We start from the raw sequence: 25,278 nt of genomic DNA on the forward strand, positions 1-25,278 counted from the left end.
CTGCTCAACGACAGACGTTTTTGTATTATAAAAAGCGTGTTTATCTAAGCAGCTTTTGAAAAGCGCTAAAGCTATTCTTTTTCTAAAACTGTGATTTTTTAAAACTAAGCTTTAAAGCCGCGATGCACTGCAACGATACCAGCGGTCAAGTTATGATAATCACAATTCTCAAAGCCTGCTTGCTGCATCATCTGCTTAAGTGTTTGCTGATCAGGGTGCATACGAATTGATTCTGCTAAGTATTGATAGCTCTCAGAGTCATTGGCAACTAACTTACCCATAATCGGCAACGCCGTAAATGAATACAAATCATAAGCTTTCGATAATGGCTCAAACACGGGTTTTGAGAATTCTAAAATCAATAAACGACCGCCTGGCTTGAGGACGCGATACATAGATTTTAGCGCCGCATCTTTGTCTGTGACGTTACGCAGACCAAAACTGATAGTCACCAAATCAAAGCTTTCATCATCAAATGGCGCCAAAGTTTCAGCGTTTGCTAAGACGAAATCAACGTTATTACAGCCGGCATTGATGAGGCGTTCGCGGCCAACTTCTAGCATCGCTGCATTGATATCTGATAATACCACATGGCCGTTGCGACCCACTTCACGGCTAAATACTTTGGCCAAATCACCCGTACCGCCAGCGATATCGAGCACCTGCTGGCCGGCGCGTACGCCCGACAGGCTAATCGCATAACGTTTCCACAGGCGATGAATACCAAACGACATTAAGTCATTCATAATGTCGTATTTTTTGGCAACTGAGGTAAAAACATCGGCAACGCGCGCTTGTTTTTCTGCTTTATTAACCGTTTTATAGCCGAAATGTGTTTGCTCATTACCATCGGTATCAGGCGTATGGGGATTATTGATGTCATCACGTTGGTTAAAAAGCGTTTGCTTGGCCGTTTGTGCGTGCGTAGCAGTAGGATTGGCGCTGTTATTTATGGTGTTTGGCATAGTCGTTTGTTGACCTTGTGGGGTTCCGGTTGGTAAGTCTTGTACTTGGGTGAAGTCATTATTATTGCTGCTATCAGCTGCAGCATTGGCATTCAGCGTCGTACTAGCGCTTTGGTTTTGACGCGCTTTTACTTGCGCGGTGATGCTTTGATTATGAGCAATACTATCTTTAACCAATTTATCTTGCAGATGACCATGAGAAGTAGGGTTATCAGTATGGGATTGATCGGCTTGGCTAAGGTTGTTATTTGAGTTATCAGTCATACGATTATCCTATTATTTGTTTTTATGATGGCGTATTTAAGCGTTGTTTGCATAGGGTTTAAACACTGATTGCATACGGTTTAAACCCTATTTAAGCACTATAACGGTCAGTTAGCCACGGGCATTATTTACCTTATCATACACCAAACGCTGCTGGCTTACCGCCATTATTGGTGTCATGAACTTCGTCAATAATCTCAAGCTCGCGCTCACAAAACGGTTCAATAAAGCTGCTGACACTTTTTAGCGGTTTCATCGCTTTAAAGCCTGAATCGATAAAGTCGTAAAGCGGCTGGAAGTTATGGCGATAAGCCGTGCCTTTTGCGAGACCAAAGGCTTTTTTGAGCATAAATGAATTCAAATCTTTATCGGTACGGTAGCAGACCTCTTTTAGATTGTTAATCTGCACGCGGCGCTCATTGGCCTCATCGACTGCGCGGTAAGCGGCAAGCATATTTTCTTCATTGACTGCTAAATCTTGCGCAACCAACCACTCGGCCAAATGTAAATCCAGCTCAATGGCCAAGATAGACGCTTGAGTGCCCATGCTGCCCGCTTCTAAAGAAGCTTCTTTAGCAAGGCGTTCAAGTTTTTTGGCTTTGGGTAAGATACGATCTAACTGCTCTGCCAATACTTTAAATTCATCACCACCGTATAGCTGGGTTAAAAAATACTCTGCCATCGGTTTGTTTTTTGGTTGTTCAAACAGCGCGCTATGGGTATGCTTAATACGTGCCTGTTGCCATGCTTGCACTTCTTTGAGCTTGGTATTTAAGGCAGCATCTTTATGGTGTGGCAGCGCCCAAAAACGGTTTAAGTGCTGTTGTAAATTGGCTAACGCAGACATGGCAGGTAATCCTATAAAAAGTAAAAATGGCAATAAAATTGCTAATAAAAGAGTGGAAATGATACTAAATTCTTATCTTTGTGGGCAGCTATTAAAGCATGCGCGCAAGATTTTGTTCACCTTAAAAGAAAATACCACAGAATACAAATGCCAAACTGTTACATAGCAGGGTTATTTACTGGTTTTACGCAATGCTATGATTCACTATATAAATAAGACAGCTTATAAAAACTACAAATAAGAGATGTATAAAAATTATCTAACAATAAAGCGAGTATGGACATGAGCAAAAAAAATAAATCGACTGAAAGCCAAGCGCCAGAAGCGGTAAGTGACCAGTTTAGTAAGCAAGTCGTTGAGCAGCGTTTGACGCCCAATCCGTTAAATATCTTTGCTATGGACAAAGATACATTGCGCTTGGCGTTAGTCACCGCTCAGTTTGCCCTACGCGCCACGCGGCAGCAAACACCGCCGACTACCAATAAACCAACTGGGCTCTTGGTGTTGGTCAACGGCATGGAGCAAGCGGGCAAGGGCACCGCAGTCACCCAGCTGCGGCAATGGGTTGACCCGCGCTTACTCAAGGTTGAGGCGACTATCGGAGATTGTCCCTTAGAGCATCAGCCGATTTGGCAAGCGCATACCAAAGCGCTGCCACGTCATGGCGATGTGATGGTGTATTTTGGCAACTGGTATGCCGACTTACTCTATAACGTCATGCGCATGGCGACCCTAGATGATGACGATAAGGTGAAAAAAAGTGAAGATAAGAATAATAAGACGCTGAAAAATAACGCCTTGCCTATTGGCCAATGGCAAGACTATTTAAAGAAAGAACTCACCAAACTACAAGCCTTTGAACAAGACCTTGCTGCTAACCAAACCAAACTGCTTAAATGCTGGTTTCATGTCGATATCGAAACCTTGAAGGCGCGGCTCAACGATGATGAAGCTGATCCAGAGTTTTTATATCAAATCGATTGGAAAAGTAAACAGGTCGTCAATACTTTTAATAAGGTAGCAACCGCGCTATTACGCCAGCAGAATGACTGGATTATTATCAATGGCGATGATAAATCAGAGGCTGCCACCCATTTTTGTCATGAAGTATTGCAGGCGATGCAAACCGCGCTCGAAAGGAGTAAAGCAGAAAGCGGTAAAGCAGAAAGTCAGAATATAAAAGAAGCAGCAAGATTCGAGCCTGTAGCAGTCCCTAAAACTTTGATAAATGTTGACGATACCGAGATAGAGAAATCTGACTATCATAAAGCGCTTGCTGACAAGCAAGCACACCTTGCCAAATTGCTGCGGGCGCGTCAGGGGCGGCACGTGGTTTTTGCCTTTGAAGGGATGGACGCTGCTGGCAAAGGCGGCGCGATCAAGAGACTGGTTGCGCCACTCGATCCGCGCGAATATCAGATTTATAATATTGGCGTACCGATGTTATATGAATTGCAGCATCCTTATTTATGGCGTTTTTGGACCAAACTGCCCAATGAGCAAATCGATCGTATCAGCCGTATCGCCATCTTTGACCGTACGTGGTATGGGCGCGTATTGGTCGAACGTATCGAGGGCTTTGCGACTGACGCAGAATGGCAGCGCGCTTATGACGAAATCAATCGTTTTGAAGCAGATTTGGTCGCTGCTGGCACAATAGTTATCAAATATTGGCTCGCTATTGATAAAGGGGAGCAACTCAAACGCTTTGAGGCGCGCGAAGAGACGCCGCATAAACAGTTTAAATTAACCGATGATGATTGGCGTAATCGTGATAAATGGGTGGATTATGTGCAATCGGCAGCTGATATGTTGGCACGTACCAATACCAAGGATGCACCTTGGGCAATCATCGCGACTAATGAAAAGCGTCAAGCGCGCCTAGAGGTATTAGACCACGCTATTAAACAGCTATCCGCGGCATTGTCTATCACTGCTGATACTAAATAAATGGATGATAAGTGATGGCTCGTATTGAATAGTAATAGTGATAAAGGCTTTATACGAGTTTAAAAGTTAATATTATTTTTTATTTGAAGTCTTAGGAAAAATTAACAACATTTTTCTACTAAATAAGCAGCTTTTTTGAGTGATATATTCAAAGTTACAAATCTCGTAATATCATCATGCAATCTGTGTCTATATTTAATATAATAGGCGCGTAACAACTTCTGCCTGCTCACAAAATAGCTGCACAGTCAGAGATGGTATTTATCCTATAAATATTTTAATTATTAACAACAGATTTTTTATAACCAACGCTATCACTATAAAACCTAAGCCGCAAGCTGCTGTAATCGGACGATTTGGCAAGACTACTTGCGGCTTTATGGTATTTTGTGGCTTAGGTTTTTCGCTGATAGGTGGGCAAGCTTGCGCGTAAATATTTACAAGCACGCAGAGCTATCAGGACAATATAGAGCGCAGTAGATAGTAACTTTTTATAACCCTATTTTCAAATTCGTACATTCAAAACAGTATGACAAAACCACGTTGCGGACACGCTATCATGATGTTGGGTGGTAAAAACGACACCATCAATAGCGCCGCAATGACATCAATCACCTATAATTTCAATCAGCTTACGCAGGACGTATCAACGTATGGGTATTAGCAGCAGTTCTACAGGACCAACCAAAGCAGTCGGTTCTATGAGAATCAATCTATTTTTTGCCATTTTACTGATTGCGATGACCGCTTACTTTTTATGGTGGGGTCTAGATTACACCATGCATCAGCAGACGACGCTATTTATCGTAGCGACGGCTTTTGGTGTCTTTATGGCATTTAATATCGGCGGTAACGACGTCGCCAACTCCTTCGGTACTTCAGTGGGCGCAGGGACATTGACGATTCCGCAAGCTTTGGGTATCGCCGCGATATTTGAAGTGTCGGGCGCGGTGCTGGCGGGCGGTGAAGTTACCGATACCATCCGCAGCGGCATCGTTGACTTAGATGGTTTATCGGTTTCGCCCAATCAGTTTATTTATGTCATGCTCTCAGCGCTTATCGCGGCGGCATTTTGGCTGTTGTTTGCCACCAAAAAAGGTCTGCCTGTTTCGACCACCCATGCCATTATTGGCGGCGTCGTTGGTAGCTCTATTGTACTCGGTATCTCTTTAGGTGGTACCGACATGGCACTATCGACCGTCGATTGGGGTACGATTGGAACAATTGCTATCTCTTGGGTCATCTCACCCGTGTTAGGCGGCGTATTTTCTTACCTTTTATATGGTCAAATTAAGAAAAAAATCATTGAATATAATGATCGAACCGAAGCGCATATTGCGACGCTAAAAGACGATAAAAAAACTGTCAAGCAAAACCATAAAGAGTATCTAGAAAGTCTAACCGAGTCAGAGCAATTGGCGTATACCTCAGCGATGCTGCGCGATCAAGAAATCTATAAAGATGATGATTGTGACATTGAGGATTTAGAAACCGATTATTACAAACAGCTTTATAAGATTGAGCACGAACGTAGCAACCTTGATACCCTAAAAGCCCTTAAACAATGGGTACCGCTCATCGCTGGCGCAGGCGGCGCGGTCATGACTTCGTTGGTGGTGTTCAAAGGCCTAAAAAACGTCAACAGTAACATGACGACGCTGCAAGGCTTTTTAATCATGGGTATGATAGCGGCGCTGGTATGGCTGGCGACCTTTATTTATACCAAGAGTATCCGCGGTAAGCATAAAGAAGATTTGACCAAAGCGACGTTTATTATGTTTAGCTGGATGCAGGTCTTTACTGCTTCTGCCTTTGCTTTTAGTCATGGTTCAAACGATATTGCCAACGCCGTCGGTCCTTTTGCCGCGATTATGGACGTTATCCGTACCAATAGCATAGCGACCGAGGCTGCCGTGCCGCCTGCGGTGATGTTGACCTTTGGTGTGGCGCTTATCGTTGGCCTTTGGTTTATCGGTAAAGAAGTTATTCAAACCGTCGGTACTAATCTAGCAAAAATGCATCCAGCTTCAGGCTTTTCAGCGGAATTGGCTGCGGCTGCCGTCGTCATGGGCGCATCGACCATGGGTCTGCCCGTATCCAGTACGCATACGCTGGTTGGTGCAGTACTTGGCATCGGTATCGTTAATCGTGATACCAATTGGGCGCTGATGAAGCCTATCGGTTTGGCATGGGTAATTACCCTGCCTGCGGCGGCTTCGATGTCGGCTATCAGCTATCTGTTATTAAGTAATATTTTTTAAATAAAAGTTCTATTGTTTTTTATTATAGTGTTTTATTAAAGAATAAAAAACGCTTATCGGCAGCTGCTGATAAGCGTTTTTTTATACAAGTTTGAATGTTTACTCGGTACCAAACTGCTTACGTTTTTTGGCAAAGAAGCGGTCCAATCTATCCATGGCATCTTCTAAATCATGCAGATTGGGCAAAAACACCAAGCGGAAGTGGTCAGGTGCATCCCAATTAAAACCGGTCCCTTGTACCATTAAGACGTTTTCTTCTATCAATAAATCCATCATAAACTGCATATCGTCTTTGATAGGATAAACCTCAGGGTCCATCTTTGGAAAGCAATAAAACGCCCCTTGCGGCATGGTGCAAGAAATACCTTTTATTGCGTTAAGACGTGAAACGGCCAGTTCGCGCTGCTTTGATAGCCGTCCTGATTTTGAAGTGAGCTCTTTCATACTTTGATAGCCGCCCATTGCTGTTTGAATGGCATATTGACCTTGAACGTTAGAACATAGGCGCATAGACGCCAGCATATCTAAGCCTTCGATAAAGTCGGCAGCATGGTCTTTTTTACCAGAAACCATCATCCAGCCCGCACGGAAACCAGCGATACGGTGCGACTTTGATAAGCCGTTATAAGACAGCACCAGTACATCATCGGTCAAGGTGCTCATCGGCGTATGCGTCATGTCATCATAAAGAATACGGTCATAAATCTCATCGGCCATGATGATTAAATCATGCTCTTTGGCGACTTCGATAATTTGCAATAATACTTCATCACTATACAGCGCGCCCGTTGGATTATTGGGGTTGATCACCACAATACCTTTGGTTTTGGGCGTAATTTTAGACTTGATATCTTCGATATCAGGATGCCAATTGTCGTCTTCATTACAGCGATAATGTACCGCTGTACCGCCTGCTAAATTGGCCGCTGCTGTCCAAAGCGGGTAGTCGGGCATTGGAACTAGCACTTCATCGCCATCGTTCATGAGTGCTTGCATGGTCATCACAATCAGCTCAGAGACGCCATTACCCAAATATACATCGCGCACATCGACAGCCGACAGCAGACCTTTTGATTGATAATATTGCAAGACCGCTTTACGTGCCGCAAAAATCCCTTGCGAGTCCGAGTATCCTGTCGCTTCTGGCAGGTTCATCGCTACATCGCGCAAAATCTCGTGCGGTGCTTCAAGGCCAAACGGCGCAGGGTTGCCAATATTCAGCTTTAAAATACGCTTACCTTCAGCTTCCATTTTATTGGCTGTTTGCAAAAGTGGACCACGAATGTCGTAGCAAACGTTTTGTAATTTATCGGATTTTTTAATTGGATTCATAGAGTGACCACTCATCGGATTGGGTTGTGAATTTGCGGTAGAAGTAGGGGATACGCTTTGCTGCCTAGGCGTTTCGTTCTTATTATAAGTATTGGCTGTATTATAAGAATTGATAGGTTGATTTGAATTAGCAACGCTATCCATGTCATTTTGCAAATCGCCACGTAATAAATAGCCTTCGCTACAGCCTAAGATACGCGCTAGGGTCGGCAGCTTCGATGACACGATGCCATTGGTGCCGCGCTCCCAATTAGAAATCGCACCACGACTCACCTTGGCACCTGCTGCCGTCATTGCCTGCGCCAATTGCTCGGCGGTCATGCCTTTATCGCGGCGCAGCTGTACCAGTCGTTCGGCTTGCGTGCTTTGAGAAGTTTGGGAAAATTCGCTATCAGCCATTGTTGTTTAAGCCTTTTATTAAAGATAATCTATTCCTAATGCAAGATATTATTGCATACACTTTATTAATGCAAGTCTAAAGATAAAAACTTTATAGAATTATTTAAGATAGAGATAATTTGCAAGAATAACTTGCATAATGTGCTTGTTTTGAGGGTGTTATTAATTATTAAATAATAAAAGATAATTTTTACTAAATTATTTAGCAACAAAAAAGCAAGTCAGAGGCGCGTTTAATAAAATTACAACTTTACTGATTTAGGCGGCAGCGTAATTTGCTATATTTTACTTCTCTATCTCTAATGTTGTTTCTTTAAACCTGAAACTTTAAACTGCTAGATTGAGGACTTTTATAGTCACTACCTTGAATAGTCAGACAATCAGCAGCAGATAAAGCCTAGCGTTTTTATAAAAACGTACGATAAATTGATCACTAACTGACACATCGCAAATGAGATAACCAATCATTTAATAAGGATAAAAGATGCAAGACAATCAATTAAGCAAAGAAGAAATCAGCCAATTGACCGACGCAGATTGGAAAGCGCGTTTAAGTGCCGACGAGTATCACGTCATGCGCGAGAAGGGCACAGAGCGCCCATTTACTGGCGTTTATAACGACGTCAATGATAAAGGTATCTACCGCTGTAAAGGCTGCGGTGCCAGCTTGTTTGAGTCGGACAATAAGTTTGACGCCGGTTGCGGCTGGCCAAGCTTCGATCAGAGTATCGATAATAGCGCTATCGATGAGCACGAAGACAATTCACTTGGCATGCGCCGTACCGAAGTGACGTGTAGCAATTGCGGCGCGCATTTGGGACACGTATTCCCTGATGGCCCACGTGAGACCACTGGTATGCGCTACTGTATCAACTCAGTGTCTATCGATTTGGATAAAGTTGAATAATAAGTATTAATATAATCAATGTTTTAGCCAAAGTTGGCATGATAAAAGGGAAGTACGCGGTACTTCCTTTTTTCTTATCAGTACGCACGTTAATAGTAAAAATAATAGGTGGTGTTCTAAAAAGTATGCTAGCGATAGAAGTCAATAAGAAATCTATGCTAAGTTCTCTGATTCTATAGGGCTTTCAAGGCTTCAAAAATTGTTCAAGTTTTAATCAGCATACTTTTTGACACACCACCAAATAATAAAACAATCAATTTAAGGATGAATCATGAGCACTATTTACGATTTTACCGCTGAGCGTATGGATGGCACCTCGCAAGCCTTTGCCGATTATAAAGGCAAAATATTATTAATCGTCAATACCGCCAGTAAATGTGGCTTTACGCCGCAGTTTGAAGGCCTAGAGGCGCTGTATCAACGATATAAAGAGCAAGGATTGGTGGTGATTGGCTTTCCTTGTAATCAGTACGGCGCGCAAGACCCTGGGACTAACGAGGAGATTGGCACGTTTTGCCAAAAAAATTACGGCGTCAGCTTTCCAATGATGGCAAAAATTGATGTCAACGGTAAGGACGCCCATCCGATTTTTGATTGGCTTAAAGACCAAAAAGGCGGGCTGCTGACAGATGGTATCAAATGGAATTTTACTAAGTTTTTAATTGGCACCGATGGACAAGTAATTGACCGTTATGCGCCAACGACGAAGCCTGATGCCTTAAAAGTAGATATCGAACAAGCATTAGCGGCCAAATAAATAATAAGCTAGAGAAATTATTGGTTTTATATAAAATATAAAGCCAATAAAAACATAGGTTTGCATAAATTGCTGCTAAATTAAGAAAAAATACGCAAGAAAAAGGCAAATAGGGTTTGACAGCCATGTGTAAATCTATATAATACACACCCACAGAGCGAGGCTTTAGTTAGTTCTCTTCTGTTGAAAGTTATTTAAAGGGTGACAGCTTTAAATGTTAAAACTTTCAGGAAATCCTATTTAAAGGATTTCCCTTGCGAAGCTAAAATTGCGGTGCAATTCTTTAACGCTTCTCAGGGTGATTAGCTCAGTTGGTAGAGCGTCTGCCTTACACGCAGAATGTCGGCGGTTCGAATCCGTCATCACCCACCACTCATTTAGCGAGTGGGTCTTTTAGAAGACGATATGCTAAAGACGACCTAAGCAGCGGTAGTTCAGTTGGTTAGAATACCGGCCTGTCACGCCGGGGGTCGCGGGTTCGAGTCCCGTCCGCTGCGCCATATTTAAAACGAATTTAGACTGTTAAGTCTAAGCAAGTTTCGCCTCAAACATTAGATTGTTTGAGGTTTTTTTGTGTCTGCTCGTTTTAAATAGTAGCGGCGTGACTTATATTTCTATTGTATGCTGTGCTAACAGATAATTTCTACATGGCTATTGATAATAGGGATAGAAAATAACATGGAATATAACCACATACCTAGAGAGCTGCTAGGCTTTTTTCCAACCCCTCTGGTTGAGCTGAAACGATTGAGTGCAGCCTTGGGCGGTCCCAAAATCTATATGAAAAGAGATGACAATACGGGGCTGGCATTGGGTGGCAATAAAACTCGTAAGCTTGAATTTATCCTCGGTGACGCGCTCGCCAAAGGTGCCGATACCATCATCACTGCGGGCGCGATACAGTCAAACCATTGCCGTCAGACAGCAGCAGCGGCGGCAAGCTTAGGACTGGAGTGTCATTTAGTCTTAGGCGGCGAAGAGCCGGAGCAGGCAAATGGGAATCTCTTGCTAGATAAGCTGTTTGGTTGCCATATCCACTGGGCAGGCAATCATCGCAAAGGCGAGGATATTCCTCGCATCGTTGAGCAATTAACCAACCAAGGTAAAAACGTCTACGTGGTGCCGTACGGTGGTTCAAGCGAGCTTGGGGCGTTAGCCTTTGTAGAGGCGTTTAAAGAGCTAGAATCGCAGCGTCAAAGCATGGGCTTCTCCTTGACCCACATCGTGTTTGCCTCAAGCTCTGGCGGCACGCAAGCGGGCTTAATGCTTGGCAACAAAATCTTTAACTCACCTTATCAAATCGTTGGCATCAATATTGATAAAGGCGAAACCGATAAAGTCGCCTTTGATCAATATACTTTGGCGCTTGCTAATAATACGGCAAAATTAATCAATACAGATTATGAATTTACCGCGTCAGACTTGATTCTTAACTCTGATTATGTTGGTGAAGGCTATGGCGTAGTGGGCGCATTAGAAAATGAGGCGATCGCTTTGACGGCGCAAACAGAAGGGATATTGGTCGACCCTGTTTATACTGGTCGCGCGATGGGCGGGCTTACCGATATGATTCGTACGGGGAAGATTAAGAAAACTGATAGTGTGTTGTTTTGGCATACTGGCGGTGCGCCGGCTTTATTTGCTTATGGCAACGATTTGGATTTGGCGAAAAAAAGCAGTAAGCAAGAAGTTTGATTCCTTACAACAAGAAATTTGACTTGTTATTGGTTGATAAAACAAGTGCTTACGGGCGCTGATTAAGCCGACTGACAGCAGCAATCAGCGCCACCATAATAATACCCATAATAATAAGAATCCCCGACATCAGGTGCGCTGCTTCATAATTTAGCGCCTCTACTTGCTCATATATCGCAATAGAGACAACCTTGGTCTCACCTGAAATGCTGCCACCTATCATCAGTACCACGCCAAATTCGCCAATGGTATGCGCAAAACTGATTAAGCCGCCTAGAATGATGCCAATGCGCGCTTGCGGTAGGACAATTTTTATAAAACGTCTAAGACGGCTAGGCTCTAATAAGCTTGCCACTTCCATGACGCTTTGGGGAATACGCAAAAACTGAGCATAGACGGGCTGAATATAAAAGGGTAAGGAGTAGATGATAGAGCCAATTACCAGCCCTTCAAAGGTAAAAACCAAAGGGCTGATATTATGCTCGATAAGCCATTGACCAATACCGACGCTCGGGCTTAGCAATAATAATAAATAAAAACCAATGACGGTAGGCGGTAAAACAAGCGGCATCGCAATAATACCCATCAATAGAATCTTTATACGCCCAGCGACATTTCCGCGGCTAGGCTTGGCAAGCCAATAGGCGAGTGGCGTTGCAAATAACAATAAGCAAAGGGTGGTAATGCTGGCAAGCTTGATGCTTACCCATACCGGCAGCAGCATGTCTGAGATAAGAAACTGGGACATCATAGCGTGATTATCTATCTACCTTTTATCCAGTGCGCCGCTGATAGGACATTATTTATGCTGCTACTTTATTTATAGATCGCTTGCCTTGATAACGTGTCACTTATGTCACATTTCACTTATTTCACGCAGGCAAGCTTATCAAAGGGCTAAAGTATTCACTTGAGCAAACCTAAGCCGTACTTATTCTCTCGATAGATTGCTACAAACAAGCTACTTAACAGCCAAATAACCTGCTTTAGCAAAATAAGCCTGTCCAGCAGGCGAGCGCAGGTAATCAGTAAAATCTGCTGCGCTAGCACCATCGGTAATGACGATACCGTCCTGCAGGATAGCAGGATAAGAGTCGGCTGGTAAAATATAAAATTGCTCGGGCGTCGCTTTGATGGCGGTCACTTGCGACTGGGCGACAAAGCCATAATCGACATTACCTGTGTGGGCATATTGAAAAGCTTGGCCAATATTTTCCGCCTGAATGATGCGCTTTTGTGCCGTTAGAGAGTCGTAAAGGTTTTGTGCTTGTAAATAAGCCTTGGCAGATTCGCCGTAAGGCGCAAGCTCAGGGTTGGCAATAGTAATTTTCGTCTTGTCATCACGCTTTAATAGCTCCGTCAGTGTACTCTGATTCAAACTATCAACCGGCTTGGTCGCGCTATAAATGGAGAGTTGACCTTGAGTATAGGTAAACGGCGTATGGCTGCTGTCACCTTTAAACATCTCATCGACCAGTTTAGCGGGGAACTCTTGGTTGGCGGCTAAAAAAATATCGTAAGGTGCGCCGGCAGTGATTTGCGAATATAGTTTACCTGAAGAAGCAAAGGTAACTTCGATCTCTTGATTCGGCAGGTTCTTATCTTTTTTATAGCCTTCGATGATTTCAGGCAATACGTCTGATAAATTGGCGGCGGCAGCAATACGAATGGCTTCACTAGGTTGAGTGGTCTGTGGTGCGTTTTCTGCAACGGTCGCCGTTTCATTAGGGCTGTTTTCTTGGCTACAAGCGCCTAACGTCAAAGCCAAGCACGCGGATGCGCCCAATATTGCTATCGATTTAGACCGTTTTAAATAAGACAAATTGGTAATGGGTTGATGCTGAGCATTTGATGATTTTGATAGCATAACCTAAATCCTCTACTTTAAAAAAGGAACAATAGTCAGTAAGAGTTAATAATTTTGCAGTATATATCAGTTATTTATAGTTATTGGCTTAATTGTTTTCTAAACGATATGCATATCACGACTACATATTTTTCATCAATGTTATTGAGTGAGTCGTCATTAATTAACCGTTAATTAGCCATTATTACTCAGCCATTTTGAAGAATCATCTTGGTAATATTCTTGTTTCCACACCGGAATATCGGCTTTAATCGTATCTAATATCCAGCGGCAAGCGTCAAAAGCAGGATAGCGATGGGCAGAAACCACACCAACCCAAACTGCCACATCGCCAATCTCTAACGCGCCAATGCGATGGATAGCAATGGCATCGAGAATCTCAAAACGCTTTTTGGCTTCTTCAATGATGGCTCGGCCTTGATTGATGGCCAAATCTTCATAGCCATAGTAGGTTAGACGATTAACACTCGTGGCATTATTATGATTGCGTACGCGGCCTTCAAAGCAGACAAAGGCGCCGCAGCTGTCATTATCGAGCGTCTTTTTAAGGCGACTTTCGTCAATATCGGTATCTAACAGCGCAAAACCATCACGTTCAGCGATGAGGTACGCTTCATCGATGCTACGTTTGATACTCATAGATTGCCCATGTACGTTGTCTGTCATTTTTTCTGCCTATTATTTAACAATATTGTATAACGAGATTTTTAACTTTAAGCATCGCGTAAAGTTACGGCGCTCATAAAAAGTGAATTCATAAAAAAGGATAAATAAGTAGGTTAATAAAAAGCTATGTTAAATTAACCACCAGCCACTGGCGTGATAAAAACCACGCTATCGCCGTCATAAATCTCATCCGTCCACTTAGCAAAATAGTCATTTACCGCCACCCGTAGCTCCGACTGCGGACGACTGAAGCGATGTTTTTGGCGCAGCTGCTCATATAGCTCAGTTAATGAAGTCGACTGTGGCACCGTGATTTTTTCTTCGTGACAATTGGCTTCATCGGCTAAGCTGGCAAAATATAAGACGCTAATATTCATCATAGTTTCTAATTTAGAGTCTGTATTGCTTTCTACTAAGGTGCTCATAGCAATCTCCCTTATTGATAAACTGGTTATTCACTGTCTAACGTTAGGCTTTTCAGAACTTTACTTTTTCAAATCACTCTTACTTATGCTGATAATCGGATTTACCGCCGGTTTTTTTCATAAGATGAATATTATCAATCACAATGTCATGCGAGATGGCTTTAGTCATATCATAAATGGTTAAGCAGGCGACACTAACGGCGGTTAATGCTTCCATTTCTACCCCAGTTTTGTGGGTGACTTTCACGGTGGCGGTCACAGTAATGCTATGGTTGGCATCATCGTATGCAAAGCTTAGACCAATTTTATCCAAGGGCAAGGGGTGACAAAGTGGAATGAGGTCATGGGTACGTTTGGCTGCCATGATACCAGCAATATGAGCGGTTTGAGTGATGCTGCCTTTTTTGGTCATGCCATCCGCGGCTTTAATTTGCGTATAGATATCTGCAGGAAAAACCACTTGTCCGCTTGCATGTGCTTCTCTGGTACTGGCCGTTTTACCACTCACATCAACCATGGTGATATCACCGTCGCTATCTAAATGCGATAAGCCAGATTGGTTACTTGGTTGCTTAGTTGCTTGTTTGGTCGCTTGGTTGTTGTCTTTTTGACTATCGCTATTCATTTTTTATGTCTCTTAAATGGCTCGTTTTTCTTAAATACAGTGCTTATTAAATGGCTCATTTTTCTTAAAGTTACTTTCTTTAACCAAACCTTTAACTAAACCTTTTTATAAGTTATTTAAGGCTAAACAAGCACTTGCAAAATCTTTAGGCGTATTAAAATTGGTTAACGCTTGCCATACTTGGGTAAAGGGTACAGGCTGCACAATCGGCTTAATAAGCTTCATTACTTGCCGCTGTCCGTCATCAATATACTGCTTTAACTCAGACTCAATACTTAAACGATATAAACCTAATAATGGATATAAATGGCTGTCATCGGTTAGGCAAATGACAGATTTATCATCAGCCTGCGTGATATAAGGTTGCAGTTTTTGCCATAAATCGCTGATAGGAATCAAGCTATCACAGCTAATGACCAGCAGCCAAGATTGTTGCCAGTTTGCGTCTCTCGTTAATGAATTTGAACTTGCCAAACGTTTTAATGATTGTAGCGCTGCTTCAATCGCCACCAACGCGCCGCCGGTTTCAATCGGTTTATTATGCCTAATAGAAAACTCATTGCTAGAGATGTTGTTAACCGAAATATTATCAACCGAAAGATAGTCCTCAATATAAAAAACTGACGACTGCGCTTCTTTTTTAGGCAAATCTGCATTGACGCTAAAACCACGTCCATTATCGGCAATCATAATAGGTAGATCGCTCATCATCGCAGCGCTTAATTTAAGCGCTTGTCTGACATGATAATCAAGCAAACGCTCACCCGTTGGTAAGATAAGCTCAGCTTTTGGCGAACCCATACGTTTGGAGGCGCCGCCTGCTAAAATAACGATACCGGCTAAGCGGCTGAGTTCATCTGCTTGGGCTGAGCTGTCTGCAACTTCTAGCATGAACTAATCGTGACCTGGGTTGGTGCGCATAAAGTGTGGCACAAAGTTACAAGGGCGTGTGCGACTATCGAGCTGCTCTTGTAAGATACCTTCCCACGCAGTGCGGCAAGCACCTGATGAACCGGGCAGGCAGAAGATGCCCGTACCGTTTGCCATACCAGCCACGGCGCGAGATTGGATGGTAGACATGCCGATATCGTCTTTTGAGATTAAGCGGAACATCTCGCCAAAGCCATCAACCGATTTATCAAACAAGACGCCAACCGCTTCTGGCATACTGTCGCGGATATAAAAACCAGTACCGCCCGTGGTGATAATAGCGTGCACATCTGGGTCGGCAATCCAGTTACTAATGACGGCTCTGATTTTATAAATATCATCAATAATCAGCTGACGGTCGGCAAGTTGATGCCCTGCTGCGGTCAGTTGGTCGACCAAATATTGCCCTGAAGTATCTTCTGCAAGAGTACGACTGTCAGAAACCGTTAGGATGGCGATATTAAGCGGGGTAAAGGGTGCTTGCAGCTTACTCATGAATGTTCCTTAATAAATACGCTTGTGGTAAAAAATGAAAAATTTGATTATTAGTATATTTTTGATTCTAACCGCCAATCATCGACAAATTATTCATCATGCCGCTGTTTGATTCATGAAGATGATGATGCTCAGGTTTAATTGGCATAAAGCTGTGCAGGATATTCACAAGCCCTGCGACATCATCTTGTTCTAGATGCTGACGAATATCGTAATTACCTTGGTCGAATAGACACAGATGCACCTTGCCTTGACTGCTGACCCGCAGACGATTGCAGCTGTCACAGAAATGGGCAGCATAAGGGGCTATCATGCCGATACGGCCTTTATAATCTGGATGGCTATATTCTATCGCTGGACCGTCATTGCTGCCACGCACATGGGTTTGCCAGCCGTGCTTGATTAGATAATTGGTGATGATGTCAGACTGTGCGTGCTGGGCAAAAAACAAATCGCTGTTGTCACTAGTCTGCATAAATTCAATAAAGCGGTAAGTAACAGCTCTATCTTTGACATAGTCGATCGCATTCATCAGATTTTCAAAGGCGGTTTCTGCCATTAAAATACTGTTAATCTTTAGCTTAATATCTGTGGTCGCAAGCAGAGTATCCATATCAGCCAACAGCTGCGGCAACATATCAAAGCCAGTCATTTTATGGAAGGTTGCGGCATCAAAGCTGTCCATACTGATATTGATTTGATTCAGTCCAGCCGCTTGCCAAGCAGCCAAATGCTTGCCAAGCTTATAGCCATTGCTGGTCATAGCAACCGTTTCAATACCTTCGGTGTTTTTGATGGTTTTAATAATGTCTACCACGTCACGGCGTATAGAGGGCTCACCGCCGGTAATCCTAACTTTTTTGGTGCCAACTTGGGCAAAGCCGCGGATTAGGGTAGCAATTTCCGTGACGCTGAGTTCGTTTTGTGGGGGTTTACCTTGATAGCCATCTGGCAGGCAATATTCACAGCGAAAATTACAGAAATCAGTAATCGATAAACGCAAATAGGTAAGACGTCGTGCGAAACCATCGGTTAATGGTTGAGAGAGCGTGACCGGAGAATACTTTGACGAGAGAGCCGTTGTCGACGACAAGTCACCGTCAAAAATAGCAGGTGCAGCGGCAGGCGAGTACAATTGCACATTGCCTGCGTTGGGGGCAAGATGGTTCATAGATGATTACCATTAATATTAAGTATAGTGTGTACTTTTAGGCGTTGCCTCAGGTTGTGAGTGGGAAATTCCATTTATAGTTAATTATGACAGCTTGCGCGCAAATAACCATTCACCGTAAGTAAGCTAAAAACTACCACCAAAGTAGTAGATAGCATTTGATAGCAAAGCCTCAGTTTCTCACGATTAATGGCATAAAGAGTTATTAACTATGTAACCATTAATCCGCTATGTAAGGATTAATAGTGCAGTCCTTATTAATAACACAGCGTTTAGCTATATAACCAAGGAAAAGGCTGAACCAATACTTGCTCGCCAGCGGCTACATTGCCAGAATCTTGCGCCAAGACAATAAAGCAATTGGCGTGGCTCAGCTGTTTGATACGGTGCGATTGCTGCTTGCTAAAGCTTTCTACTTCAAACTCACCAGCTGCATTCTGCGACATAATGCCCCTTTGAAAGTCCATCCGTCCGGCTGATTTTTTGATATCGTTTTTAAGGGTAGCGGTCAGGCTAAGCTGCATGGGTCGCTCTTGTGGTGCAGCGCCTGCCATTTGCCACAAAGCGGGAATGACAAATTGTAAGCTGCCAACGACAGTTGATAGGGGATTGCCGGGTAAACCAAAGTATAGTACCGGCTTGGCAAGATTTTGCGTCAGCTCGCCAAAGACAAACGGTTTGCCGGGTTTCATGGCGACTTTATAATGATTAATCTGCCCCAGCTGCTCAATGACGGTGGTTAAAAAGTCATAGTCACCAACCGATACGCCAGCGGTAGAGATAAGGACGTCGCACTCTTGCATCGCTTGGGTTACGGCAGCGGTCGTTTTATCTAAATCATCAGCAATGATGCCATAATCGCGGACAGTGACGGGTAAGCTTGAGAGTAAGGTTTTTAGCGTCGGGGTGTTGGAATTATAGATTTGCGCTAGGCTGGTCAGCTCATTGCCAATCGCCACCAATTCATCGCCCGTCGCGAGTACACCAACGATTAAAGGCTGATAAACATCGACTTTATCAAAACCCAAATTCGCTAATAGGCTGATATCAGTAGGATTTAAGCGTTTACCTTTTTGTAATACCACATCCTTAGCTTCAATCTCTTCGCCTTGCTTACGGATATTGTCATTAGCCTTAGCAGTTTTGCTAAGCGTCATATCATAAGGCTTTGATTTATCAATACGGTCTTTTATAGCGGCAAAATTGGTGTTTTCTTGCATGACGACCGTATCGCAGCTGTCAGGAACGACGGCACCCGTAAAGATGCGCACCCCTTGTCCTGCGACAATGTCACCACGATAAGGACTGCCCGCTTGCGACTCACCGACGATCGCAATCGTGCTTTCGGCGTCAAGCGTACTGCCTTGTGCCAACGCATAACCATCCATCGCCGACAGATTTTGTCTAGGGACAGCAAACGGCGAGACGATATCTTTTGCCAAGATATGATTGCGACTGTCTAATAAATCGTAGCTTACGACGTCTCTTTTGCTGAGCGGAAAATCGTCATTATTATACGTTTCTATACGCTGCGTTATTTTTGCGGTAAGCCCTGCGACAGTAATCATAAATCCCTACTTATTTTATTTATATATATTGAACTGGTATTGAACTGAGATAGCTATTTAGCTTATACAACGGCTAAAGTCATCTAGCTATCGAGATGGTATAACCTAACAAGATACGTTATACCATACGAGCTATTTTATATCATCACTACCTATCATAATGCGGCTTTATCATATGAAAATTAATTGAATGAAAATAGATTGTTTAGCCGCGGAATATGTTTTCTTGTTCAAGCGACATCTCGATACCTTCGATATCGGCATCATTTGCTAAGGTAAATAAGTAATCGCACAAGGATTGGTGAAACGCTTGTTGGCTAAGCTTATTATGAATCGCAGGGCTGACTTGCTCATAAGTCATCTGAATGCCAGGCTCTTTGGTTAGCACGTCGACAACATGAAAACCGTAACGGCTCTCGATAGGGCTTGGCGCCAGTCCTGCATCCATTTTAAATAACGCGCCTTCAAATTCTGGTACAGTCTGACCTTTATTAATAATGCCAAGCTCGCCGCTTTGCTCTTTCGATGGGCAAGCGGAATGCTGGCGCGCCAGTTGGATAAACTCGGCATCGGGGTTGGCATTATTTTTGATTTGTTCGATAAATTCGTAGGCGGTTTTTTTAAGTTTTAATCGCTCATCGCCGTCTTCTGGCGGACATGCCAACAAAATATGACGGACATTCATAATAGGGTCGGTCTTAAAGTCAGTGATATTCTGCTTATAATAGCGCTCGCAGGTTGCCATATCGGGCATCGTTGCTTGCACGTTTTTTTCTATTAAGTCAGAGATGGCTTTTTCTTCATCGTCAAGCCATGCTGTCTCGCCAAGGCTTGGCTCATCTAAAACGGCAAGGCGCAAGAGTTCACGCACCACCAAGGCTTGCGTCGCTAGAAACACCGCATCTTCTTTATTGGGGGCAGGGTGGTATTGCAGCTCTTGGGCAATCGCGGTTCTATCTATCATCACACCATTGACGGTCACCGATGGCAGTTCATCACGGCTAGAGGCAATCAGATTTTTATGGTTGCTGCGTTCTTCTGCCATGGCTTTTTCGATAAACTCTTGGTCAGAATGCGGTTTTTGCAAATCATTTAAGGTTGGCATAACCCGCAAGATATCATCACCGCGACCCGTCGGAGCATGGCTATGGCTATGACTATGATGGTCATGGTCGTGATTGCCATGACCATGATGATTGTCACTATGCCCATGAGTGTGTTGATGGTTTGCATGGTCGGCTGGATTATAAGTACTGACAGTCATGGCGTTACTCCACTAAGGGTTTTGGTAATAGAAATTCTAAAATACGAAATCACGTTACTGTGAAAAATATGGCTAATAAAAATTCGCTTTAAAACAAGCTTTATGAAAACTATAAGGCTTAAGACTATTTGTAAAAGTCTAAACAAAAAAATAGAGCCACCTTTAAATATTTACTCACTAATGAAGCGTTTAAAGGTGACTCTATGGCAATTGCATTTGCATACTGACTTTATATTTCTTTAACAAAGTATCGAGCGTATTTTTCGCACCCTCAATACTTTATTAAATGGATAGTTTAAGCCAGCTCTAGGCTCATTTTAGGGCCAAACGGCTCATAATGAACGCTATCAACGCCATGGTCTAAGGCCATTAGACCATCGATAATGCTTTCCATAAACATCATAGAACCACAGACATAAATATCAGCAGGCTTCGGTAAATTAGCAAGCCATGCTTCATCTAAAATTTGCCCAGATTCAAAGTAAAAAATGTGCTTTTCTACGTTGTCGGCGGCGGCAAGTAATTCGTTAACTTTACTATCAAAGGCATGATGCTCTTTATTCTGACAAGCATAAACCCAAACGATAGGACGTTTTGGATTGGCGGTGACTTGCGCCTCTAACATCGACAAAATCGGGGTGACGCCAACGCCTGCGCTCACCAGTACCAATGGAATATCATTTTGCTGAATTAAGTCTTGGTTGAGCTCAAAATCACCCGCTGGGGCAGATAATAAAATCGTATCGCCAACGTCTAAATGATCATGTAAGTGGTTTGATACCAAGCCATAATGCTCATTACGGTTGTCGCGTCTAACGGCAAATTGGATGCCTTTATCGCTTGTGGCTGAGTATAAAGAATAATGGCGTAGAGCAAGATGATCGCTGTCTTCTGGGTCGGCTTTGACCGTGATGTATTGACCGGCGCTCAGGCTTAATTTGCTTAAATCGATATCGTCGTTTGCGGGAACGACGGTAAAGGCGGCGATATCTGTCGCGGCTTCTACTTTTTCAGTGATTTTAAACGGTGCAAAGCCTTCCCACATTTCTTGCTCATACATGGTTTTTTCTAGCTGAATAAAGACATCAGCAATTTCATCATAGGCTTCAGTCCACGCATCGATGATGTCATCGTTGGCGGCTTCGCCCAATACTTCTTTGATAGCGCCTATTAAGTGATGACCAACAATCGGGTAGTGCTCTGGCAAAATTTGTAAGGCGCGGTGTTTATGGCTGATTTGCGTGACTTGTGGTAGTAGTACAGCCAATTTATCCAAGTGCTTTGCTGCGGCCAAAACCGTCATAGCCAGTGCAGTCTGCTGGCGACCTAGTTTTTGGTTGGTTTCGTTAAAGATATCTAAGAGTTCAGGATGTTGGTTGAACATGTTTTTATAAAAGACGGTCGTAATTGCTGTGCCATGTTCTTCAAGTACAGGAACAGTTGCTTTTACGATCTCTAGTGTTTTTGGTGACGCCATGGTGGATCCTTTAGTGATTTACACAGTGATAAGTTTAGAAGCGTTAGCTCAGTGTATGAGCGTAATAACCTTCATTAAACTGCTTTAGAAAACGCTGGGATTGAGCGTTTAGCGGTCTAGTAATTAATATTTTACCATAAGATTCATTAAAAATGAATCTTATGGTATCGTAGCTTTATCTAAACTTGAATGCTGTATCACTATTGTGGCTATTCCTATTAGGAACGTTTCTATTGCGAACGTTTCTCTCTCACAATCTGATAACGGCGACCGAAATACCAAATTGGTGCACTGATAATATGGATAAGCCGTGTGAACGGGAATATCGCAATCAGTGTAATACCGAGTGCCATATGCAGCTGATAAATCAAGTCGGTTTGCTCGATACGCGCCGCTGCCTGCCAAGGTCTTAAAATGGTAATATCTTGTGCCCAGCCGGCCAAATTCATCATGGTATAACCATCTAAATGCTTGACTGAAGTAAAGATAGAAATTAGACCAAGATTGAGCTGAATAAATAACAACACCAGTACCAGCTTGTCTGAGAACGTCGAGGTGTGCGAGATACGCTCATCGGTAAAGCGTCGCCATAGCAGCATCACCAGACCAAACCAACAAAATACTCCCGCGATACCACCGACGACCACCGCTAAAATCTGCTTGTTGCCGGCGCTAATAAAGCGGTCGTACAGAAAGTGCGGCGTCAACATCCCAAATAAATGGCCGAGCAAAACCACGATAATACCAACGTGAAAGAGGTTGCTGGCAAGGCGCATGTTTTTGCTTCTGAGCATCTGTGTTGAGCCGGATTTCCATGAATACTGAGATAAGTCAAAACGTACCCAAGTACCAATGATTGCAATGGTCAACGCAATATACGGATAAACACCAAAAAGGAAGATTTGTAGCCAATTGAGGTTGGCGACAGACTGTACGCTCGGATCTGCAATATTCATGTCATCTCTCCTTATTATTGTTTAACCGGTTGGCTGGTTTTAAAATCGACCCAATGTACAGGGGCATCGACCGTATTTGTCGCGGGAGTGGTTCGAACGCCCGCTTTGGCCGCAAGATTCTGGGTACTCGTTTGCGACGGGCAGCGATCTTCTTGCTGTGCATCCAAAAACGTCACCACTTCCTCTTCCCATTCTTTATCTAGCGCTTCAAAGGTGTCGTCGCGCTGTTCTTTGCTGATTTGCTCTTGGTACTCTTCAACGATAGCAAGTGGCTTACCAGCGATTTGCAATAGTGCATTAAAGCAGCCTTGATAAATACTGCCGCGATCCTCTAATCGAGCAGCAAGCAGGGCGATAATATGGCTAACATCGGCAATATCCATACGAATCTGAATATCGTCATTAATCACCGACGCTTGATAGGCTAAAAACTCAAGGTATAAAGGCAGATAGTCGGGTAATTCTTTAACACTAATCTCAAAACCAGCTGCTTCATATTGACCCATCAAATCGACCATCGCTTGACCGCGATCACGCGATTCGCCGTGTACGTGCTCGAACAACCACAGCGATAGCGAACGACCGCGCTCAAACAGACCGTCATAACGCGCTTGTGCTTCAAGGCAACCGGTATCGATTAAATCTTCGATTAAGTCGGTGATTTGGGTGCGTACTTCTGGGCTAATTAGCGTCGAGCGCGCGACAATTTCGGTACAATCGGCGAGGGTATCACCACTAAATAGCTCATTGTTTGGATAATCTATCAGTAAGCTTAATACCTTGAGAATCATCAAATCCGAAGCACCGATAGTCGGGGGTGTCATAGGTTCATGCACGGAATGACTGTTAGGAAATTGAGTAGTTTGCATCTTATGACTCCCATTTTTGGACGGTATCGATGAAATCACGGCGATTGGCTTTACGTTGTCCAAACATGCTGTTGTCAGAATGTCCTGAACAGCCTTCGCCAAAGGTGAAGCCGCAACCGTTACGCTCAGCAAAAGCGTCACTTAAAGCTTCTTCGCGGTGCGCGGTTGGGATGACAAAACGGTCTTCGTAATTGGCGATCGCCAAGTAGCGATACATCTCTTCTACTTGCAGTTTGGTCAGACCAACATCGTCCAAGATACTTTGCACTTCTTGTTTTTCTACCAATTGCATACGCTTATAACTGCGCATGGCAAGTAGACGTTTTAGCGCCAAACGTACTGGCTCTTCATCGCCTGCGGTTAGCATATTGGCAAGATAGCGCAGCGGAATACGTAAGCTGTCAACATCCGGAATCAGACCATCCATACCAACTTTACCGGCTTCGGCGGCGTTCTGAATCGGTGATAATGGCGGTACATACCAAACCATCGGTAGCGTACGGTATTCAGGATGCAATGGCAGCGCAAGTTTCCAATCCATCGCCAGTTTATAAACCGGCGAGCGCTGAGCTGAATCTATCACCGATTGTGGTACGCCATCTTTTAGTGCTTGGGCGATGACCGCAGGATCATTAGGATCTAAGAAGACATCCAACTGTGCTTGATAAAGGTCTTGCTCATTCGGGGTGCTAGCGGCTTCGGCAATTTTGTCGGCATCATAAAGTAGGACGCCTAAGTAGCGGATACGGCCAACACAGGTTTCAGAACAAACCGTTGGCAGACCAGCTTCAATACGCGGATAACAAAAGATACATTTCTCAGACTTGCCCGATTTCCAGTTGTAGTAAATCTTTTTGTACGGGCAGCCTGAGATACACATACGCCAGCCGCGGCATTTTTCTTGGTCAATCAAGACAATGCCATCTTCTTCACGCTTATAAATTGCGCCGCTCGGGCATGACGCCACGCAGGTTGGGTTCAAACAATGCTCGCACAAACGCGGCAAATACATCATAAAAGTGTTTTCGTACTGGCCATAAATATCGGCTTGGATATTGTCAAAGTTTTTGTCTTTACGGCGTTTTTCAAACTCTGAACCTAAGATTTCTTCCCAGTTCGGACCCCACTCAATCTTTTGCATACGCTTGCCAGTAATGGCTGAGCGCGGGCGGGCGATAGGCGAGTAGTTACCGAGCGGGGCAGTATGCAAGTGCTGATAGTCAAAATCAAAGGGTTCGTAATAATCATCAATCTCTGGCAAATCAGGGTTGGCAAAAATATTCGCCAAGACGCGGAACTTGCCACCAATACGCGGGTTTATCGTGCCGTTGGCATTACGTATCCAGCCGCCATTCCATTTATTTTGATTTTCCCATTCCTTGGGATAGCCAATGCCAGGCTTTGATTCAACGTTGTTGAACCACGCGTATTCCATGCCTTCACGGCTGGTCCAAACGTTTTTACAGGTGACCGAGCAGGTGTGACAACCGATACATTTATCGAGGTTAAGCACCATGCCGACTTGTGAACGAATTTTCATGGGGTGTGCTCCAAGCTTTTGTATAAAAGCAATTAATATAAGTACTTA

The 25,278-nt window shown here is 43.6% G+C and carries 22 protein-coding genes and 2 tRNA genes; 7 read left to right on the forward strand and 17 right to left on the reverse strand.

Annotated features, from left to right (window positions below; genetic code table 11):
- Positions 1 to 104: 104 nt before the first annotated feature.
- Both ubiE and JFC07_RS01035 read right to left on the reverse strand, forming a co-directional pair.
- On the reverse strand, positions 105 to 953 hold the full coding sequence (gene ubiE, locus JFC07_RS01030; RefSeq protein WP_369811322.1) for a bifunctional demethylmenaquinone methyltransferase/2-methoxy-6-polyprenyl-1,4-benzoquinol methylase UbiE: 849 nt from the start codon (positions 951 to 953) through the stop codon (positions 105 to 107).
- 412 nt (positions 954 to 1,365) lie between these two features.
- On the reverse strand, positions 1,366 to 2,076 hold the full coding sequence (locus tag JFC07_RS01035; protein ID WP_198327878.1) for an FFLEELY motif protein: 711 nt from the start codon (positions 2,074 to 2,076) through the stop codon (positions 1,366 to 1,368).
- Between the two features lie 282 nt (positions 2,077 to 2,358).
- On the opposite strand from JFC07_RS01035, the gene JFC07_RS01040 reads away from it, so the two are divergent.
- The gene (locus JFC07_RS01040) at positions 2,359 to 4,026 is read left to right on the forward strand and encodes an ATPase (protein WP_198327879.1); all 1,668 of its coding nucleotides are present in this window, start codon (positions 2,359 to 2,361) and stop codon (positions 4,024 to 4,026) included.
- Positions 4,027 to 4,679: 653 nt separating this feature from the next.
- Complete coding sequence (locus tag JFC07_RS01045; protein WP_198327880.1) at positions 4,680 to 6,287, forward strand: inorganic phosphate transporter; 1,608 nt, start codon at positions 4,680 to 4,682, stop codon at positions 6,285 to 6,287.
- A gap of 99 nt (positions 6,288 to 6,386) precedes the next feature.
- Here the strand turns inward: JFC07_RS01045 and JFC07_RS01050 are convergent, their stop codons facing one another.
- Positions 6,387 to 8,018 carry an aminotransferase class I/II-fold pyridoxal phosphate-dependent enzyme gene (locus tag JFC07_RS01050; RefSeq protein WP_198327881.1) on the reverse strand — a complete coding sequence of 544 codons (1,632 nt, stop codon included), beginning with the start codon at positions 8,016 to 8,018 and terminating at the stop codon, positions 6,387 to 6,389.
- A gap of 484 nt (positions 8,019 to 8,502) precedes the next feature.
- Here JFC07_RS01050 and msrB point away from each other — a divergent pair, with 484 nt between their 5' ends.
- From msrB to JFC07_RS01075, 5 genes are all read left to right on the forward strand, one after another.
- Positions 8,503 to 8,925 carry a peptide-methionine (R)-S-oxide reductase MsrB gene (msrB, locus tag JFC07_RS01055; RefSeq protein WP_198327882.1) on the forward strand — a complete coding sequence of 141 codons (423 nt, stop codon included), beginning with the start codon at positions 8,503 to 8,505 and terminating at the stop codon, positions 8,923 to 8,925.
- A 271-nt stretch (positions 8,926 to 9,196) separates the two neighbouring features.
- The gene (locus tag JFC07_RS01060) at positions 9,197 to 9,682 is read left to right on the forward strand and encodes a glutathione peroxidase (protein WP_198327883.1); all 486 of its coding nucleotides are present in this window, start codon (positions 9,197 to 9,199) and stop codon (positions 9,680 to 9,682) included.
- Positions 9,683 to 9,978: 296 nt separating this feature from the next.
- A tRNA-Val gene (locus tag JFC07_RS01065) sits at positions 9,979 to 10,054 on the forward strand.
- Between the two features lie 51 nt (positions 10,055 to 10,105).
- Positions 10,106 to 10,182, forward strand: a tRNA-Asp gene (locus JFC07_RS01070).
- A 178-nt stretch (positions 10,183 to 10,360) separates the two neighbouring features.
- Complete coding sequence (locus tag JFC07_RS01075; RefSeq protein WP_191690500.1) at positions 10,361 to 11,377, forward strand: D-cysteine desulfhydrase family protein; 1,017 nt, start codon at positions 10,361 to 10,363, stop codon at positions 11,375 to 11,377.
- Between the two features lie 49 nt (positions 11,378 to 11,426).
- Here the strand turns inward: JFC07_RS01075 and modB are convergent, their stop codons facing one another.
- From modB to narH, 14 genes are all read right to left on the reverse strand, one after another.
- Complete coding sequence (modB, locus tag JFC07_RS01080) at positions 11,427 to 12,128, reverse strand: molybdate ABC transporter permease subunit (protein WP_191690502.1); 702 nt, start codon at positions 12,126 to 12,128, stop codon at positions 11,427 to 11,429.
- A 210-nt stretch (positions 12,129 to 12,338) separates the two neighbouring features.
- Positions 12,339 to 13,244 (reverse strand): molybdate ABC transporter substrate-binding protein, encoded by a 906-nt coding sequence (gene modA, locus JFC07_RS01085; protein ID WP_191690504.1) that lies wholly within the window; start codon positions 13,242 to 13,244, stop codon positions 12,339 to 12,341.
- A gap of 174 nt (positions 13,245 to 13,418) precedes the next feature.
- Positions 13,419 to 13,910, reverse strand: a complete 492-nt coding sequence (locus JFC07_RS01090; protein WP_102077822.1) for a molybdenum cofactor biosynthesis protein MoaE — start codon at positions 13,908 to 13,910, stop codon at positions 13,419 to 13,421.
- Between the two features lie 134 nt (positions 13,911 to 14,044).
- Positions 14,045 to 14,335, reverse strand: a complete 291-nt coding sequence (locus JFC07_RS01095; protein WP_191690506.1) for a MoaD/ThiS family protein — start codon at positions 14,333 to 14,335, stop codon at positions 14,045 to 14,047.
- A gap of 79 nt (positions 14,336 to 14,414) precedes the next feature.
- Positions 14,415 to 14,960: a cyclic pyranopterin monophosphate synthase MoaC gene (gene moaC / locus JFC07_RS01100; protein ID WP_191690508.1), complete on the reverse strand. Its 546-nt coding sequence runs from the start codon at positions 14,958 to 14,960 to the stop codon at positions 14,415 to 14,417.
- A 105-nt stretch (positions 14,961 to 15,065) separates the two neighbouring features.
- Positions 15,066 to 15,851: a molybdenum cofactor guanylyltransferase gene (mobA, locus tag JFC07_RS01105; protein WP_191690510.1), complete on the reverse strand. Its 786-nt coding sequence runs from the start codon at positions 15,849 to 15,851 to the stop codon at positions 15,066 to 15,068.
- A gap of 3 nt (positions 15,852 to 15,854) precedes the next feature.
- Complete coding sequence (moaB, locus tag JFC07_RS01110) at positions 15,855 to 16,385, reverse strand: molybdenum cofactor biosynthesis protein B (RefSeq protein ID WP_191690512.1); 531 nt, start codon at positions 16,383 to 16,385, stop codon at positions 15,855 to 15,857.
- Between the two features lie 67 nt (positions 16,386 to 16,452).
- The gene (gene moaA, locus JFC07_RS01115) at positions 16,453 to 17,556 is read right to left on the reverse strand and encodes a GTP 3',8-cyclase MoaA (RefSeq protein ID WP_198327884.1); all 1,104 of its coding nucleotides are present in this window, start codon (positions 17,554 to 17,556) and stop codon (positions 16,453 to 16,455) included.
- Positions 17,557 to 17,828: 272 nt separating this feature from the next.
- Positions 17,829 to 19,124, reverse strand: a complete 1,296-nt coding sequence (locus JFC07_RS01120; RefSeq protein ID WP_198327885.1) for a molybdopterin molybdotransferase MoeA — start codon at positions 19,122 to 19,124, stop codon at positions 17,829 to 17,831.
- A 205-nt stretch (positions 19,125 to 19,329) separates the two neighbouring features.
- A complete protein-coding gene (locus JFC07_RS01125; RefSeq protein WP_376779291.1) occupies positions 19,330 to 20,229 on the reverse strand; it encodes a peptidylprolyl isomerase in 900 nt (299 codons plus the stop codon).
- Between the two features lie 454 nt (positions 20,230 to 20,683).
- Positions 20,684 to 21,865: a globin domain-containing protein gene (locus tag JFC07_RS01130; protein ID WP_191690520.1), complete on the reverse strand. Its 1,182-nt coding sequence runs from the start codon at positions 21,863 to 21,865 to the stop codon at positions 20,684 to 20,686.
- A 230-nt stretch (positions 21,866 to 22,095) separates the two neighbouring features.
- Positions 22,096 to 22,821 (reverse strand): respiratory nitrate reductase subunit gamma, encoded by a 726-nt coding sequence (gene narI, locus JFC07_RS01135; protein ID WP_191690522.1) that lies wholly within the window; start codon positions 22,819 to 22,821, stop codon positions 22,096 to 22,098.
- Positions 22,822 to 22,835: 14 nt separating this feature from the next.
- Complete coding sequence (gene narJ / locus JFC07_RS01140) at positions 22,836 to 23,645, reverse strand: nitrate reductase molybdenum cofactor assembly chaperone (protein ID WP_225211597.1); 810 nt, start codon at positions 23,643 to 23,645, stop codon at positions 22,836 to 22,838.
- Positions 23,646 to 23,691: 46 nt separating this feature from the next.
- Positions 23,692 to 25,230 carry a nitrate reductase subunit beta gene (gene narH, locus JFC07_RS01145; RefSeq protein WP_068404987.1) on the reverse strand — a complete coding sequence of 513 codons (1,539 nt, stop codon included), beginning with the start codon at positions 25,228 to 25,230 and terminating at the stop codon, positions 23,692 to 23,694.
- Positions 25,231 to 25,278: the final 48 nt, after the last annotated feature.

This window comes from Psychrobacter faecalis (assembly GCF_016107575.1).
In the GTDB taxonomy this organism is placed as follows: Bacteria; Pseudomonadota; Gammaproteobacteria; order Pseudomonadales; family Moraxellaceae; genus Psychrobacter; species Psychrobacter faecalis.

Bases quoted from the DNA above. Each gene is read 5' to 3' on its own strand.
- JFC07_RS01035 (WP_198327878.1), bottom strand. From the start codon at position 2,076: ATGTCTGCGTTAGCCAATTTACAACAGCACTTAAACCGTTTTTGGGCG.
- JFC07_RS01045 (WP_198327880.1), top strand. From the start codon at position 4,680: ATGGGTATTAGCAGCAGTTCTACAGGACCAACCAAAGCAGTCGGTTCT.
- JFC07_RS01040 (WP_198327879.1), top strand. From the start codon at position 2,359: ATGAGCAAAAAAAATAAATCGACTGAAAGCCAAGCGCCAGAAGCGGTA.
- modA (WP_191690504.1), bottom strand. From the start codon at position 13,244: ATGCTATCAAAATCATCAAATGCTCAGCATCAACCCATTACCAATTTG.
- JFC07_RS01130 (WP_191690520.1), bottom strand. From the start codon at position 21,865: ATGGCGTCACCAAAAACACTAGAGATCGTAAAAGCAACTGTTCCTGTA.
- JFC07_RS01060 (WP_198327883.1), top strand. From the start codon at position 9,197: ATGAGCACTATTTACGATTTTACCGCTGAGCGTATGGATGGCACCTCG.
- narI (WP_191690522.1), bottom strand. From the start codon at position 22,821: ATGAATATTGCAGATCCGAGCGTACAGTCTGTCGCCAACCTCAATTGG.
- mobA (WP_191690510.1), bottom strand. From the start codon at position 15,851: ATGCTAGAAGTTGCAGACAGCTCAGCCCAAGCAGATGAACTCAGCCGC.
- moaC (WP_191690508.1), bottom strand. From the start codon at position 14,960: ATGAATAGCGATAGTCAAAAAGACAACAACCAAGCGACCAAACAAGCA.
- JFC07_RS01125 (WP_376779291.1), bottom strand. From the start codon at position 20,229: ATGCCAACCTTAAATGATTTGCAAAAACCGCATTCTGACCAAGAGTTT.
- JFC07_RS01050 (WP_198327881.1), bottom strand. From the start codon at position 8,018: ATGGCTGATAGCGAATTTTCCCAAACTTCTCAAAGCACGCAAGCCGAA.
- msrB (WP_198327882.1), top strand. From the start codon at position 8,503: ATGCAAGACAATCAATTAAGCAAAGAAGAAATCAGCCAATTGACCGAC.
- narH (WP_068404987.1), bottom strand. From the start codon at position 25,230: ATGAAAATTCGTTCACAAGTCGGCATGGTGCTTAACCTCGATAAATGT.
- narJ (WP_225211597.1), bottom strand. From the start codon at position 23,645: ATGACACCCCCGACTATCGGTGCTTCGGATTTGATGATTCTCAAGGTA.
- JFC07_RS01090 (WP_102077822.1), bottom strand. From the start codon at position 13,910: ATGACAGACAACGTACATGGGCAATCTATGAGTATCAAACGTAGCATC.
- moaB (WP_191690512.1), bottom strand. From the start codon at position 16,385: ATGAGTAAGCTGCAAGCACCCTTTACCCCGCTTAATATCGCCATCCTA.
- JFC07_RS01120 (WP_198327885.1), bottom strand. From the start codon at position 19,124: ATGATTACTGTCGCAGGGCTTACCGCAAAAATAACGCAGCGTATAGAA.
- JFC07_RS01095 (WP_191690506.1), bottom strand. From the start codon at position 14,335: ATGAGCACCTTAGTAGAAAGCAATACAGACTCTAAATTAGAAACTATG.
- JFC07_RS01075 (WP_191690500.1), top strand. From the start codon at position 10,361: ATGGAATATAACCACATACCTAGAGAGCTGCTAGGCTTTTTTCCAACC.
- moaA (WP_198327884.1), bottom strand. From the start codon at position 17,556: ATGAACCATCTTGCCCCCAACGCAGGCAATGTGCAATTGTACTCGCCT.
- modB (WP_191690502.1), bottom strand. From the start codon at position 12,128: ATGATGTCCCAGTTTCTTATCTCAGACATGCTGCTGCCGGTATGGGTA.